Annotated in this window: 11 protein-coding genes and 1 other annotated feature (1 of these 12 only partly in view); of the genes, 9 read left to right on the top strand and 2 right to left on the bottom strand. The window is 55.6% G+C overall.

The window, feature by feature from the left end; genetic code table 11:
• Window positions 1-38, top strand: a sequence feature (Thr leader region); it begins 84 nt to the left of the window's first position.
• Window positions 39-64: 26 nt separating this feature from the next.
• Genes thrA through thrC form a run of 3 tightly spaced genes read left to right on the top strand, consistent with a single transcriptional unit; the run spans window position 65 to window position 4,749 of the window.
• Window positions 65-2,527, top strand: a complete 2,463-nt coding sequence (thrA, locus tag PAT9B_RS03125) for a bifunctional aspartate kinase/homoserine dehydrogenase I (protein ID WP_013507801.1) — start codon at window positions 65-67, stop codon at window positions 2,525-2,527.
• A 2-nt stretch (window positions 2,528-2,529) separates the two neighbouring features.
• Window positions 2,530-3,459: a homoserine kinase gene (thrB, locus tag PAT9B_RS03130; protein WP_013507802.1), complete on the top strand. Its 930-nt coding sequence runs from the start codon at window positions 2,530-2,532 to the stop codon at window positions 3,457-3,459.
• A gap of 3 nt (window positions 3,460-3,462) precedes the next feature.
• Window positions 3,463-4,749, top strand: a complete 1,287-nt coding sequence (gene thrC, locus PAT9B_RS03135; RefSeq protein WP_013507803.1) for a threonine synthase — start codon at window positions 3,463-3,465, stop codon at window positions 4,747-4,749.
• Window positions 4,750-4,822: 73 nt separating this feature from the next.
• Here the strand turns inward: thrC and yaaA are convergent, their stop codons facing one another.
• Complete coding sequence (gene yaaA / locus PAT9B_RS03140) at window positions 4,823-5,599, bottom strand: peroxide stress protein YaaA (RefSeq protein WP_013507804.1); 777 nt, start codon at window positions 5,597-5,599, stop codon at window positions 4,823-4,825.
• 213 nt (window positions 5,600-5,812) lie between these two features.
• Here yaaA and tal point away from each other — a divergent pair, with 213 nt between their 5' ends.
• From tal to PAT9B_RS03155, 3 genes are all read left to right on the top strand, one after another.
• A complete protein-coding gene (gene tal / locus PAT9B_RS03145) occupies window positions 5,813-6,766 on the top strand; it encodes a transaldolase (protein WP_013507805.1) in 954 nt (317 codons plus the stop codon).
• A gap of 112 nt (window positions 6,767-6,878) precedes the next feature.
• Window positions 6,879-7,466, top strand: coding sequence for a molybdopterin adenylyltransferase (gene mog / locus PAT9B_RS03150; protein WP_041525729.1), 588 nt, complete (start codon window positions 6,879-6,881; stop codon window positions 7,464-7,466).
• A 113-nt stretch (window positions 7,467-7,579) separates the two neighbouring features.
• Entirely contained in the window at window positions 7,580-8,890 is a 1,311-nt protein-coding gene (locus PAT9B_RS03155; RefSeq protein WP_013507807.1) for an MFS transporter, read from the top strand.
• A gap of 36 nt (window positions 8,891-8,926) precedes the next feature.
• Here PAT9B_RS03155 and satP read toward each other — a convergent pair whose 3' ends face one another.
• Entirely contained in the window at window positions 8,927-9,493 is a 567-nt protein-coding gene (satP, locus tag PAT9B_RS03160) for an acetate uptake transporter (protein WP_013507808.1), read from the bottom strand.
• Window positions 9,494-9,795: 302 nt separating this feature from the next.
• Here satP and dnaK point away from each other — a divergent pair, with 302 nt between their 5' ends.
• The 3 genes from dnaK to nhaA all read left to right on the top strand — a co-directional run bounded on the left by dnaK (window position 9,796) and on the right by nhaA (window position 14,299).
• Window positions 9,796-11,706 (top strand): molecular chaperone DnaK, encoded by a 1,911-nt coding sequence (dnaK, locus tag PAT9B_RS03165; protein ID WP_013507809.1) that lies wholly within the window; start codon window positions 9,796-9,798, stop codon window positions 11,704-11,706.
• A 100-nt stretch (window positions 11,707-11,806) separates the two neighbouring features.
• Window positions 11,807-12,949, top strand: a complete 1,143-nt coding sequence (gene dnaJ / locus PAT9B_RS03170; protein WP_013507810.1) for a molecular chaperone DnaJ — start codon at window positions 11,807-11,809, stop codon at window positions 12,947-12,949.
• 177 nt (window positions 12,950-13,126) lie between these two features.
• A complete protein-coding gene (gene nhaA / locus PAT9B_RS03175) occupies window positions 13,127-14,299 on the top strand; it encodes a Na+/H+ antiporter NhaA (protein ID WP_013507811.1) in 1,173 nt (390 codons plus the stop codon).
• The last annotated feature ends 23 nt before the right edge of the window (window positions 14,300-14,322 follow it).

A 14,322-nucleotide genomic window follows, 5' to 3' on the forward strand; every position in this document is an offset into this window, starting at 1 on the left:
AAAGAAGCCCGCACCTAACCAGTGCGGGCTTTTTTTTCGGCATAAATTCAGGAGAGCTTTAACCATGCGAGTGCTGAAATTCGGCGGGACCTCGGTAGCCAATGCGGAACGTTTTCTCCGCGTGGCAGACATTCTGGAAAGCAATGCGCAACAGGGACAGGTTGCAACCGTACTCTCTGCGCCAGCGAAAATTACCAATCATCTGGTGGCGATGATTGAGAAAACCATTAGCGGGCAGGATGCGCTGCCGAATATCAGCGATGCCGAACGTATTTTTGCTGAGCTATTGCAGGGGCTGGCCGAGGCGCAGCCGGGCTTCGATTATGACGGGCTGAAAACGCGTGTTGATCTCGAATTTGCCCAATTGAAGCAAGTGCTGCATGGCATCAGCCTGCTGGGCCAGTGCCCGGATGCGGTCAATGCCGCCATCATCTGCCGTGGTGAGAAGCTGTCCATCGCCATCATGGAAGCGTTGCTCCAGGCGCGTGGTCATAAAGTGACGGTCATCGACCCGGTAGAAAAACTGCTGGCCGTGGGCCACTACCTGGAATCAACCGTTGATATCGCGGAATCAACCCGTCGTATCGCCGCCAGCCAGATCCCCGCTGAACATATGATCCTGATGGCTGGTTTCACGGCCGGTAACGAACGTGGTGAGCTGGTGGTGCTGGGCCGTAACGGTTCTGACTACTCTGCGGCGGTACTGGCGGCCTGTCTGCGTGCCGATTGTTGTGAAATCTGGACTGACGTCGACGGTGTCTATACCTGTGACCCGCGTCAGGTGCCGGATGCGCGCCTGTTGAAGTCGATGTCCTATCAGGAGGCGATGGAGCTGTCGTACTTCGGTGCCAAAGTGCTTCACCCCCGCACCATCGCCCCGATTGCCCAGTTCCAGATTCCCTGCCTGATCAAAAACACCGCCAACCCGCAAGCGCCGGGCACCTTAATTGGTGGCGAAGGTGAGCACGATGAAAACCCGGTGAAAGGCATCACCAACCTGAACAACATGGCGATGTTTAACGTCTCCGGCCCGGGAATGAAAGGCATGGTGGGGATGGCGGCTCGCGTGTTTGCCGCGATGTCCCGCACCGGTATCTCGGTGGTGTTGATCACCCAATCCTCTTCCGAATACAGCATCAGCTTCTGCGTACCGCAGAACGAGCTGGCCCGCGCGCGCCGCGTGCTGGAAGACGAATTCTATCTCGAACTGAAAGATGGCCTGCTGGACCCGCTGGAAGTGGTGGAACAGCTGGCGATCATCTCGGTGGTCGGTGACGGCATGCGCACCCTGCGCGGCATCTCTGCCAAATTCTTCTCCGCGCTGGCGCGTGCCAATATCAATATCGTGGCGATTGCCCAGGGTTCTTCTGAGCGCTCCATCTCCGCGGTAGTCAGCAACGATGAAGTCACCACCGGCGTGCGTGTGGTGCATCAGATGTTGTTTGCCACCGATCAGGTGATTGAGGTGTTCGTGGTGGGTGTGGGCGGTGTCGGCGCGGCATTGCTGGAGCAGCTGCATCGTCAGCAGGCATGGCTGAAGCAGAAACATATTGATCTGCGCGTGTGCGGGATTGCCAACTCACGGGCGTTGCTGACCAATGTGCATGGTATCGATCTCAGCAACTGGAAAGCGGCGCTGGCGGAAGCGAAAGAATCGTTCAATCTTGGTCGCCTGATTCGTCTGGTGAAAGAGTACCATCTGCTGAACCCGGTGATTGTTGATTGTACCTCCAGCCAGGCGGTCGCCGATCAATACGCGGATTTCCTCGCCGACGGTTTCCATGTGGTCACGCCGAACAAAAAGGCCAACACCTCATCGTGGAATTACTACCAGCAGATGCGTGCAGCCGCAGAGAAGTCGCGCCGTAAGTTTCTGTATGACACCAACGTGGGTGCCGGTCTGCCGGTGATTGAGAACCTGCAAAATCTGCTGAATGCCGGGGATGAGCTGATCAAGTTCTCCGGTATTCTCTCTGGCTCGTTGTCGTTTATTTTCGGCAAGCTGGACGAGGGCGTCTCCCTGTCGGCAGCCACCAACATGGCACGTGATCTGGGCTTTACCGAGCCGGACCCGCGTGATGACCTGTCGGGCACCGATGTGGCACGTAAGCTGCTGATTCTGGCGCGTGAAGCGGGACATCAGCTGGAGCTGAGCGATATCGAAATCGAACCGTTGCTGCCCGCCAGCCTGACAGAGATTGCCGATGTTGAGCAATTTATGGCGCGCCTGCCGGAACTGGACAACGCCTTTGCGGCGCGCGTTGCCAAAGCGCGCGATGAAGGTAAAGTGTTACGCTTCGTCGGTGCCATCGAAGAGGGTGGTGCCTGCAAGGTGAAAATTGATGCGGTGGACAGTAACGATCCACTGTTTAAAGTCAAAAATGGCGAAAACGCCCTGGCGTTCTATAGCCGTTATTATCAGCCGATCCCGCTGGTTCTGCGTGGATACGGTGCCGGGAATGATGTGACCGCAGCCGGTGTGTTTGCCGATCTGCTGCGCACACTGTCGTGGAAGTTGGGAGTTTGATGATGGTAAAAATTTATGCACCGGCCTCGATAGGTAACGTCAGCGTCGGCTTTGATGTGCTCGGCGCGGCGGTCTCGCCGGTGGATGGCACCCTGCTGGGTGATTGTGTGTCGGTTGAAGCAGCCGACAGCTTTAGCCTGGTGAACAAAGGGCGCTTCGTCAGCAAACTGCCGGACAACCCGCAGGAAAACATTGTTTATCAGTGCTGGCAGCGTTTTTGTGAAGCGATTGGCAAACAAGTGCCGGTAGCGATGACACTGGAAAAAAACATGCCGATTGGCTCGGGGCTTGGCTCCAGTGCCTGTTCGGTGGTCGCTGGCCTGATGGCGATGAACGAATTTTGTGGCAAGCCGCTGAATGACACCGAACTGCTGGCGCTGATGGGCGAGCTGGAAGGGCGCATCTCCGGTAGCGTGCATTACGACAACGTTGCGCCGTGCTTCCTCGGCGGCGTGCAGCTGATGATTGAAGAGAACGGTATTATCAGCCAGTCGGTGCCGTCGTTTGACGAGTGGCTGTGGGTGATGGCTTATCCGGGCATCAAAGTCTCTACGGCGGAAGCGCGCGCGATTCTGCCTGCGCAATATCGTAAACAGGACATCATCAAACACGGTCGTTTGCTGGGCGGTTTTATCCATGCCTGTCATACTCAGCAGCCAGAGTTAGCCGCGAAGCTGATGCAGGATGTAGTGGCCGAGCCGTATCGCACCAAACTGCTGCCGGGCTTTGCCGACGCGCGTCAGGCCGCAGCCGATATTGGTGCCCTGGCCTGTGGTATTTCGGGTTCAGGCCCAACACTTTTCGCCGTTTGCAACGAGATGGCAACGGCACAGCGGATGGCTGACTGGCTGAGCCAACACTATCTGCAAAATGAAGAAGGTTTCGTCCATATCTGCCGTCTTGATACGGCTGGCGCACGTAAATTGGGATAACGCATGAAACTCTACAACCTTAAGGATCATAACGAGCAGGTGAGCTTCGCTCAGGCCGTGAAGCAGGGCCTCGGCTCGCAGCAGGGGCTGTTTTTCCCGCTCGAACTGCCGGAATTTGAACTGACCGACATCGACGCGATGCTGGAGATGGATTTTGTCAGCCGTAGCAGCAAAATCCTCTCGGCCTATATCGGTGACGAAATCGCCGCACATCAGCTGGCTGAGCGTGTTAAAGCCGCGTTTGCTTTTCCGGCTCCGGTGGCAAAAGTCAGCGACGATGTCGCCTGTCTGGAACTGTTCCATGGCCCAACGCTGGCGTTTAAAGATTTCGGCGGCCGTTTTATGGCGCAGATGCTTTCTTACGTCAGCGGCGCAGACGAGAAAATCACCATTCTGACCGCGACCTCAGGCGACACCGGCGCGGCAGTGGCCCATGCGTTTTACGGCATGGAAAACGTGCGCGTGGTGATCCTCTATCCGCAAGGCAAAATCAGCCCGTTGCAGGAAAAACTGTTCTGTACCCTCGGCGGTAACATCGAAACCATCGCCATCGACGGTGATTTCGATGCCTGTCAGGCGCTGGTGAAGCAAGCCTTTGATGATGAAGAACTGAAAAAAGCCATCGGCCTGAACTCAGCGAACTCCATCAACATCAGTCGCTTGCTGGCACAGATTTGCTACTACTTTGAAGCTGTCGCGCAGCTACCGCAGGAAAAACGCAATCAGCTGGTGGTGTCGGTGCCAAGTGGTAACTTCGGTGACCTAACCGCTGGCCTGCTGGCAAAATCACTCGGCCTGCCGATCAAACGCTTCATCGCGGCGACCAATGCCAACGATACCGTGCCGCGTTTCCTCGCCAATGGCGAATGGACTCCGCATGCTACCGTCGCTACGCTGTCTAACGCCATGGATGTGAGCCAGCCGAACAACTGGCCGCGCGTGGAAGAGTTGTTCCGCCGTAAAACCTGGCGTCTGGGTGACCTCGCCTATGGGGCGGTGAGCGACGAAACCACCAAAGCCACTATGCGTGAGCTGGCAGAAATCGGTTATCTGTCTGAACCGCACGCGGCGATTGCTTATCGTCTGCTGCGCGATCAGTTACAGGAAGGTGAGTACGGCCTGTTCCTCGGCACCGCACATCCGGCGAAGTTTAAAGAGAGCGTGGAAGCGATTCTGGAGCAGACGCTGCCGCTGCCGGAAGCGCTGGCAGAGCGTGCCGACCTGCCGCTGCTGTCGCATAGTCTGAAAGCGGATTTTGCTGCGCTGCGTGCGTTTTTGCTGAAGAAATAATAAAAAATGGCTGGCATTCGCCAGCCATTTTTTTCATCCGGTGTAGCGGCGCGATTTATCGCGCGGTTACGGGCTATTTCTGCTCGTGACGCTTAAACACTAACTCGTTATCGCTGCTCTCTGCCGCCGCAAAGAAATAACCGTCCACATCGAATTTCTTCAACTGCTCCGGTTTGGTCAGGCGGTGTTGAATCACATAACGGCTCATCAGGCCACGCGCTTTTTTGGCGTAGAAACTGATCACTTTAAACTTGCCATTTTTCTCATCAAGGAACACCGGCTTAATTAATCGACCGGCCAGTTTTTTCGGCTTGATGGCTTTGAAATATTCATCTGAAGCCAGGTTAATCAGCACCTCATCGCCTTGTTCCGCCAGCGCCGCGTTCAGCTTCTCCGTCAACAGATCGCCCCAGAAGCCGTAGAGATCTTTCGCCGCCGCGTTCGCCAGTTTGATCCCCATCTCCAGCCGGTAGGGCTGCATCAAATCCAGCGGACGCAGCAAGCCATACAAACCCGACAGCATGCGCAGATGCTGCTGGGCAAAGGCAAAATCTTTCTCACTAAAGGTTTCCGCCTGCAAACCGGTGTAGACATCCCCTTTGAATGCCAGAATCGCCTGGCGCGCATTCTCCAGCGTGAAAGGCGGCTGCCAGTCGTTGAAGCGGTCAGCATTCAGATGGGCCAGTTTATCGCTGATGCCCATCAGCGAAGCGATTTGTGCCGGTGACAGATCGCGGGCGACATCAATCAGCTGTTGTGACTTTTCTAACAGCGCCGGTTGGGTAAAGGTTTGTGTCGCCAGCGGGCTTTCAAAATCCAGAGTCTTGGCTGGCGAGATGACCATCAGCATGGTTTTGTCCTCGGTTTACCCCCAAGTTTTTCAGGGTATTAACGGAAAATTTGTTCGGCGAGTGTAGCAAAAAAGCGTGACGGATCGGCAAATCGTTCCCATTTGTCCGTGCTATCGGAAAGGGCACGTCGCGACCTTGCACCATGGTTACCGCGTGATATTATCGCAACAGCCTTTTTCACCCTGACAGTCAACCTAAGAGAAAAGAGAACCATGACGGACAAACTTACTTCCTTGCGTCAGCTGACTACTGTGGTCGCCGACACCGGTGATATCGCGGCAATGAAGCTGTATCAACCGCAAGATGCCACCACCAACCCTTCTTTGATCCTCAATGCCGCTCAAATTCCTGAATACCGCAAACTGATTGACGAAGCCATTAGCTGGGCGCGTCAGCAGAGCAGCAACAAAGAAGAGCAGTTACAGCTGGTTTCTGACAAGCTGGCCGTCAACATTGGTCTGGAAATTCTCAAACTGATTCCGGGTCGCATCTCGACTGAAGTCGATGCGCGTCTGTCTTACGACACTGAAGCAAGCATCGCGAAAGCGCGTAGCCTGATCAAACTGTATAACGATGCTGGCATCAGCAACGATCGTATCCTGATCAAACTGGCTTCTACCTGGCAGGGTATCCGTGCTGCTGAGCAGCTGGAAAAAGAAGGCATCAACTGTAACCTGACGCTGCTGTTCTCCTTCGCCCAGGCGCGTGCTTGTGCTGAAGCTGGCGTGTTCCTGATCTCTCCGTTCGTAGGCCGTATCCTCGACTGGTATAAAGCCAACACCGACAAGAAAGAGTACGCTGCGCACGAAGATCCGGGCGTGGTTTCTGTTTCTGAGATCTACAACTACTACAAACAACACGGTTACGAAACCGTGGTGATGGGTGCCAGCTTCCGTAACGTCGGCGAAATCATTGAGCTGGCCGGTTGCGACCGTCTGACTATCTCCCCGAACCTGCTGAAAGAGCTGGCTGAGAGCGAAGGCGCTGTTGAGCGTAAACTGAGCTACAGCGGCGAAGTGAAGGCGCGTCCGGCGAAAATGACCGAAGCCGAGTTCCTGTGGCAGCACAACCAGGACCCGATGGCCGTCACCAAACTGGCGGAAGGCATCCGCAACTTTGCCATCGACCAGGGCAAACTTGAGAAGATGATTGCTGAACTGCTGTAAGTGATCGTACCGTGGCGGCACAGGTTGTCCGCCACGGCTTTAAGGTTTTCTCTCCCTTTCGCTTTGTATTATTCTTCTTTTTATCCCCCTCATGCACCACAGCGATAACTCTATGGATACATTACGTATTGGATTGATTTCCGTTTCCGATCGCGCGGCGAACGGCATTTATCAGGATCAGGGCATTCCGGCGCTGGAAAGCTGGCTTGGCAGCGCATTGACCACACCGTTCACCATCGAAACCCGGCTGGTGCCGGATGAGCAGCCGATGATTGAGCAGGCGATTTGCGAACTGGTGGATGAGCTATTCTGCCATCTGGTGCTGACCACCGGTGGCACGGGGCCGGCGCGGCGTGATGTGACACCCGATGCCACCCTCGCCGTCGCCGACCGTGAGATGCCAGGCTTTGGCGAACAGATGCGCCAGATCAGCCTGCAATTTGTGCCGACAGCCATCCTGTCGCGTCAGGTAGGGGTGATCCGCAAACAGTCGCTGATCCTCAATCTGCCCGGCCAGCCGAAATCGATCAAAGAAACGCTTGAAGGACTGAAAGGGGAGGGCGGGGCCGTTAAGGTGCCGGGTATCTTTGCTGCTGTACCGTATTGTTTACAGCTGCTGGACGGGCCTTATGTCGAGACCGACCCGCTAGTGGTAGCAGCATTTCGGCCAAAAAGCGCGAGGCGTGAGACAAACGTCTGAATATCGCCGTTTTCAGGCATAAAATTCAGACGTACTGGTGTGGCAAAAAATTGACGGTATAGTAATCCTAACTTTACAACTAGATTTTTTTTGCCTCTGGATGCCGCTACGTTATGGATTCGCTCGCAACTCGTCGCCTCAACCGACAGGATTATAAAACGCTGTCGCTGGCTGCCCTTGGCGGGGCGCTGGAATTTTACGACTTCATCATCTTTGTGTTCTTCGCTGCGGTGATCGGCGAACTCTTCTTCCCGGCGGATATGCCAGAATGGCTGCGTCAGGTGCAGACCTTCGCGATCTTTGCTGCGGGTTATCTGGCACGCCCGCTCGGGGGCATTATCATGGCGCACTTTGGCGACAAAGTTGGCCGGAAGAAGATGTTCAGCCTGAGCATCCTGCTGATGGCACTGCCAACGCTGGCGATGGGCGCGTTGCCGACTTACGCCAGCATTGGCATCGCCGCGCCGCTGTTGATGTTGTTGCTACGCGTGTTGCAGGGCGCGGCGATTGGTGGCGAAGTCCCTGGCGCATGGGTGTTTGTGGCGGAACACGTGCCAGAAAAACGCGTGGGTTTTGCCTGCGGCACCTTAACCGCAGGGTTAACCGCCGGAATTTTGCTGGGTTCGCTGGTGGCGACCATTATCAATACCACGATGACCCCGGCGTCGATTGCCGCGCATGGCTGGCGCATCCCATTCTTTCTCGGTGGCGTGTTTGGCCTGCTGGCGATGTATCTGCGACGCTGGCTGCATGAAACGCCGGTGTTTCAGCAGATGCAGCAGCGTAAAGCGCTGGCCGATAAATTGCCGCTGCAAACCATTCTGACGCAGCACAAACGCGGCATTGTGATTTCCATGCTGCTCACCTGGCTGCTCTCTGCCTGTATTGTGGTGGTGATTCTGATGGCACCCACGCTGATGCAAAAACAGCACGCCATTCCGGCGGCGCTCAGCTTGCAGGCCAACAGCTTTGCCACTGTGATGTTGCTGTTTGGCTGCGTGATCGCGGGCTGGCTGGTAGACCGCTTCGGTGCGGCGCGCACGCTGCTGGTCGGTTCGTTGCTGTTGGCTATCGGTAGCTGGAACTTCTTCCATCAACTCGGCAGTACGCCGGAGATGTTGTTTGCCTGGTATGGGCTGGCTGGGTTGAGTGTTGGCGTGGTGGGGGTGGTGCCGTTTGTGATGGTACGCGCCTTCCCGGCAGCAGTCCGCTTCACCGGTATCTCCTTCTCCTATAACGTTGCCTACGCGATTTTTGGTGGCCTGACGCCGATCAGCGTGACCTTAATTATGCGTCTGACGCCGATGGCGCCGGCCTGGTATGTGCTGGCGCTGGCAGTGATTGGCTTTAGCGTGGGGATCTGGTTGTTGCGAGATAACCGACAGGAAAGCGTACAGTTTGAGGCCTCAATTCACTCGTCATAACACCAGACGCGGAGCCAACCGGCTCCGCGTTGCGCTTCAGCGCGGCTGACCAATCGGCAGCACAGTGCGGCCCCATTGTTCATTCAGCACTTCGCCCATCGCCAGATAGATGGCACTCCCGCCGCAGATCAGGCCGACCCAACCGGCAATATGCACCAGCATCGTGTTATCCAGCAGATGCCCAATCGCCAGCAAGCCAAACAACACTGTCAGGCTGGCAAAGACAAATTGCAGCATGGTGGGGCCGGTCAGGGTGCCAAAGAATAAAAACAGGGTAAACACGCCCCATAACCCGAGGTAAGCGCCGAGGAAGTGACTGTCCGCCGCTTCCGACAGCCCCATTTTGGGCAGCAGCAAAATCGCCACCAGGGTCAGCCAGAAGCTACCGTAAGAGGCAAACGCCGTCAGGCCGAAGGTGTTGCCTTTCTTGAATTCCAGCAGACCGGCAAAAATCTGTGCCAGACCGCCATAAAAGATCCCCATCGCCAGGATGATGGTATCCATCGCGAAGAGTCCGGTGTTGTGTAAATTGAGCAGAATGGTGGTCATACCAAAGCCCATTAAGCCCAGTGGCGCAGGGTTCGCCAGAATGTTAGTACGCATAGTTCCTCAAAGGTCAGTCTCAATATCTGAATGTTGTGTTGGCCCGCCAGCCTGCAATGGGCGAAGGGGGCGCAGCATAATAATCAGCCAGTCCCTGGGCATCTTTGATCTGAGTGGGGAGAGATAATTAAAATTTTTTTAGTTTTAACCCTTGATGCGCTTCGAAGCGGCCCCATTTAGTTCTCATCGAGAGTTGTGGTGCAGGAAAAAAAGCCTGCTCAGGCAGTTGAAAGCGGCAAGATTTGACCGCATCTCTGCTTCACAACCCAATTTGACAAAGAATTTAAGTGGGAGACGTTTAGATGGGTAAGATTATTGGTATTGACCTGGGTACAACCAACTCTTGTGTTGCGATTATGGACGGCACCAAAGCACGCGTGCTGGAAAATGCCGAAGGTGATCGTACCACGCCTTCAATTATTGCTTATACACAAGATGGCGAAACTCTGGTCGGTCAACCGGCTAAACGTCAGGCGGTGACTAACCCGCAGAACACCCTGTTCGCGATTAAGCGCCTGATCGGCCGTCGTTTCCAGGACGAAGAAGTGCAGCGTGATATTAAAATCATGCCGTACAAAATTGCCGCAGCTGACAACGGTGATGCCTGGCTGGAAGTGAAAGGCCAGAAAATGGCTCCGCCGCAGATCTCTGCTGAAGTGCTGAAAAAAATGAAGAAAACCGCGGAAGATTTCCTCGGTGAGCCAGTGACTGAAGCGGTAATTACCGTTCCGGCTTACTTCAACGATGCACAGCGTCAGGCAACCAAAGATGCCGGCCGTATCGCGGGCCTGGAAGTCAAACGTATCATTAACGAACCGACTGCTGCGGCGCTGGCTTACGGCCTCGACAAAGGTCAGGGCAACCGCACCATCGCGGTCTATGACCTGGGCGGCGGTACGTTCGATATCTCTATCATCGAAATCGATGAAGTTGATGGCGAGAAAACCTTTGAAGTACTGGCAACCAACGGTGATACCCACCTGGGTGGTGAAGACTTCGACAGCCGTCTGATTAACTACCTCGTTGCGGAGTTCAAGAAAGATCAGGGCATCGATCTGCACAACGATCCGCTGGCGATGCAGCGTCTGAAAGAAGCGGCAGAGAAAGCGAAAATTGAGCTGTCTTCTGCACAGCAGACCGACGTTAACCTGCCGTACATCACTGCGGATGCGACCGGTCCTAAGCACCTGAACATCAAAGTGACCCGTGCGAAACTGGAATCACTGGTCGAAGACCTGGTGGCGCGTTCTATCGAGCCGCTGAAAGTGGCGCTGCAAGACGCTGGCCTGTCAGTGTCTGACATCAACGACGTGATCCTCGTCGGTGGTCAGACCCGTATGCCGCTGGTTCAGGCTAAAGTGACTGAATTCTTTGGCAAAGAGCCGCGTAAAGACGTTAACCCGGACGAAGCGGTTGCCGTGGGTGCAGCGGTTCAGGGCGGCGTGCTGGGCGGTGACGTGAAAGACGTTCTGCTGCTGGACGTAACTCCGCTGTCTCTGGGTATCGAAACCATGGGTAGCGTGATGACTTCGCTGATCAGCAAGAACACCACCATCCCGACCAAGCACAGCCAGGTGTTCTCAACGGCTGAAGATAACCAGTCTGCCGTGACCATTCACGTGCTGCAGGGTGAGCGTAAACGTGCCAGCGATAACAAATCACTGGGCCAGTTTAACCTCGACGGTATCCAGCCTGCACCGCGCGGCATGCCGCAGATTGAAGTGACTTTCGACATCGATGCGGACGGTATCCTGCACGTATCAGCGAAAGACAAAAACAGCGGTAAAGAGCAGAAGATCACCATCAAAGCCTCTTCTGGTCTGAATGAAGAAGAGATCGCGAAAATGGTACGTGACGCTGAAGCTAACGCCGAAGCTGACCGTAAATTTGAAGAGCTGGTGCAGACGCGTAACCAGGGCGACCAGATTGCGCACAGCACCCGTAAGCAGCTGGATGAAGCCGGTGACAAACTGTCTGCCGATGACAAAGCACCGATCGAATCTGCGCTGAACGATCTGAACACCGCGCTGAAAGGCGAAGACAAAGCCGACATCGAAGCGAAGATGCAGGCACTGATGCAGGTTTCCAGCAAACTGATGGAAATGGCACAGCAGCAGGCTCAGGCGGGCGCAGCAGATGCTGGCGACGCTTCCGCGAAGAAAGATGACGACGTTGTCGACGCTGAATTCGAAGAAGTTAAAGATAAAAAATAATTGCCCCTGACCGGGCGCGACGGCTGGCCTGACAGCCGTTGAAACCAGCACGGGCGTAGGAGATCTCTCCACGCCCGTGCGATCATGTTAAGGGCAGAAGATGGCGAAGAGTGATTTTTACGAGATCTTAGGCGTCTCTAAATCGGCAGATGAGCGCGAAATCAAAAAGGCGTATAAGCGCCTGGCGATGAAATATCACCCGGACCGTAACCCGGGCGATAAAGAAGCCGAAGCGAAATTCAAAGAGGTTAAGGAAGCCTACGAAATTCTGACCGACGCGCAAAAGCGTGCGGCCTACGATCAGTACGGTCATGCTGCGTTTGAACAGGGCGGCATGGGCGGCGGTGGATTTGGCGGCGGCGGCTTCGGTGGCGGTGCTGACTTCAGCGATATCTTTGGCGACGTATTTGGCGATATCTTTGGTGGTGGCCGCCGTCAGCGCGCTGCCCGTGGCGCCGATTTACGCTACAACATGGACCTGACGCTGGAAGAAGCGGTACGCGGCGTGACCAAAGAGATCCGCATTCCAACCCTGGAAGAGTGTGATGTCTGCCACGGCAGCGGTGCCAAAGCGGGTACCCAGCCGCAAACCTGTCCAACCTGTCATGGTGCAGGCCAGGTGCAGATGCGCCAGGGCTTCTTCACCGTGCAGCAGGCGTGTCCGACTTGTCACGGACGTGGTTCGGTCATCAAAGATCCGTGCAACGCCTGTCATGGACATGGCCGTGTTGAACGCTCAAAAACCCTGTCAGTGAAGATCCCGGCGGGTGTTGATACCGGTGACCGTATCCGTCTGAGCGGCGAAGGGGAAGCGGGTGAGCATGGCGCACCGGCTGGTGATCTGTATGTTCAGGTGTCGGTGAAAAAACACCCGATCTTCGAGCGTGAAGATAACAACCTGTACTGCGAAGTGCCGATCAACTTTGCCATGGCCGCATTGGGCGGTGAGATTGAAGTGCCGACCCTTGATGGCCGCGTGAAGTTGAAAGTGCCGTCAGAAACGCAAACCGGTAAGTTGTTCCGTATGCGTGGTAAAGGTGTGAAATCGGTACGCGGTGGTGCAGTCGGTGACTTGCTGTGCCGCGTGGTGGTTGAAACGCCGGTTAGCCTGAATGACAAACAGAAAGCGCTGCTGCGTGAACTGGAAGAGAGTTTTGGCGGCCCGACCGGTGAGAAAAACAGCCCGCGTTCGAAGAGTTTCTTCGACGGCGTGAAGAAGTTTTTCGATGATTTAACCCGCTAAGTCTTCGCGACTTACCTGAAAGCCAGCGCGATGCCGCTGGCTTTTTTATTGCCCGATTCGGGCTAATCATTCGGTTTTTTCGAACCCGACCTAATAAATAATCTGTTTTTTTCGATCTAATATTGTCGCTAAGCTAATCGCCTTTTCATTATTCGCTCTGCGACAAGGAACCTGGACGTGAATATCAGATTGAAAAAACTCCTCAACAGTGACGCTACCAGCGGCGTGGTGCTGATCATTGCGGCGGCAATTGCCATGCTGCTCGCCAACAGCGCCAGCACGCAGCAAGGCTATCTTGACCTGCTCAACATCCCGGTCGAGTTCCGTTTTGGATCGCTGGATATCAGCAAAAACCTGCTGCTGTGGATCAACGATGCGCTAATGGCGGTGTTCTTCCTGATGGTCGGTCTGGAAGTGAAACGCGAAATGGTGATGGGGGCGCTGGCACGCCGCGATCAGGCGATTTTCCCGCTCATTGCTGCGGTGGGTGGCATGGTGGTGCCGGGATTGTTGTTTCTGCTGTTTAACGCCGGTGATGCCGCCACACGTAGCGGCTGGGCGATCCCCACCGCGACGGACATCGCCTTTGCGCTGGGTATTCTGGCGCTGCTGGGCAGCCGTGTGCCGCCAGCGTTGAAGATCTTCCTGATGGCGCTGGCGATCATCGACGATCTGGGCGCTATCGTGATTATCGCGCTGTTCTACACCAGCGATCTGTCGCTGGTATCGCTGGGGGTCGCGGCTGGTGCGATTGTGGTACTCGGCATTATGAATCTGCTGAATGTGCGCAACACCGGCCTCTATCTGTTGGTCGGGCTGGTGCTGTGGACGGCGGTATTGAAATCAGGCGTGCACGCCACGCTGGCCGGAGTGGTGGTGGGCTTCCTGATCCCGCTGGAGAAGAAGAATGGACACTCTCCGGCTATCCACCTCGAACATGCGCTGCATCCGTGGGTGCGCTGGCTGATTCTGCCGTTGTTTGCCTTTGCTAACGCCGGTGTATCGCTGGCCGGAGTGACGCCAGGCAGCCTGTTTTCGCTGTTGCCGCTTGGCATCATGCTGGGGTTGTTTGTCGGCAAACCGCTGGGCATCACCCTGTTCTGCTGGCTCAGCGTTAAAACCGGGCTGGCGAAATTACCGGACAATACCTCGTTGCGGGATATCGCTGCCGTCGGCGTGCTGTGTGGCATTGGCTTCACCATGTCGATCTTTATCGCCTCGCTGGCCTATGGCGAAGCTGCGCCAGAGCTGATCACGTTGGCGAAATTGGGCATTTTGCTGGGGTCGATTATTTCGGCGGTGGTGGGGTATGTCCTGCTGTGGCAGCGTCTGCCGCGTAAGACGGTGTAATCCGGCAACGGGGGAGGGCGCAG

Source organism: Pantoea sp. At-9b, from assembly GCF_000175935.2.
In the GTDB taxonomy this organism is placed as follows: domain Bacteria; phylum Pseudomonadota; class Gammaproteobacteria; order Enterobacterales; family Enterobacteriaceae; genus Pantoea.

Bases quoted from the DNA above. Each gene is read 5' to 3' on its own strand.
- thrA (WP_013507801.1), top strand. From the start codon at position 65: ATGCGAGTGCTGAAATTCGGCGGGACCTCGGTAGCCAATGCGGAACGT.
- thrB (WP_013507802.1), top strand. From the start codon at position 2,530: ATGGTAAAAATTTATGCACCGGCCTCGATAGGTAACGTCAGCGTCGGC.
- thrC (WP_013507803.1), top strand. From the start codon at position 3,463: ATGAAACTCTACAACCTTAAGGATCATAACGAGCAGGTGAGCTTCGCT.
- yaaA (WP_013507804.1), bottom strand. From the start codon at position 5,599: ATGCTGATGGTCATCTCGCCAGCCAAGACTCTGGATTTTGAAAGCCCG.
- tal (WP_013507805.1), top strand. From the start codon at position 5,813: ATGACGGACAAACTTACTTCCTTGCGTCAGCTGACTACTGTGGTCGCC.
- mog (WP_041525729.1), top strand. From the start codon at position 6,879: ATGGATACATTACGTATTGGATTGATTTCCGTTTCCGATCGCGCGGCG.
- PAT9B_RS03155 (WP_013507807.1), top strand. From the start codon at position 7,580: ATGGATTCGCTCGCAACTCGTCGCCTCAACCGACAGGATTATAAAACG.
- satP (WP_013507808.1), bottom strand. From the start codon at position 9,493: ATGCGTACTAACATTCTGGCGAACCCTGCGCCACTGGGCTTAATGGGC.
- dnaK (WP_013507809.1), top strand. From the start codon at position 9,796: ATGGGTAAGATTATTGGTATTGACCTGGGTACAACCAACTCTTGTGTT.
- dnaJ (WP_013507810.1), top strand. From the start codon at position 11,807: ATGGCGAAGAGTGATTTTTACGAGATCTTAGGCGTCTCTAAATCGGCA.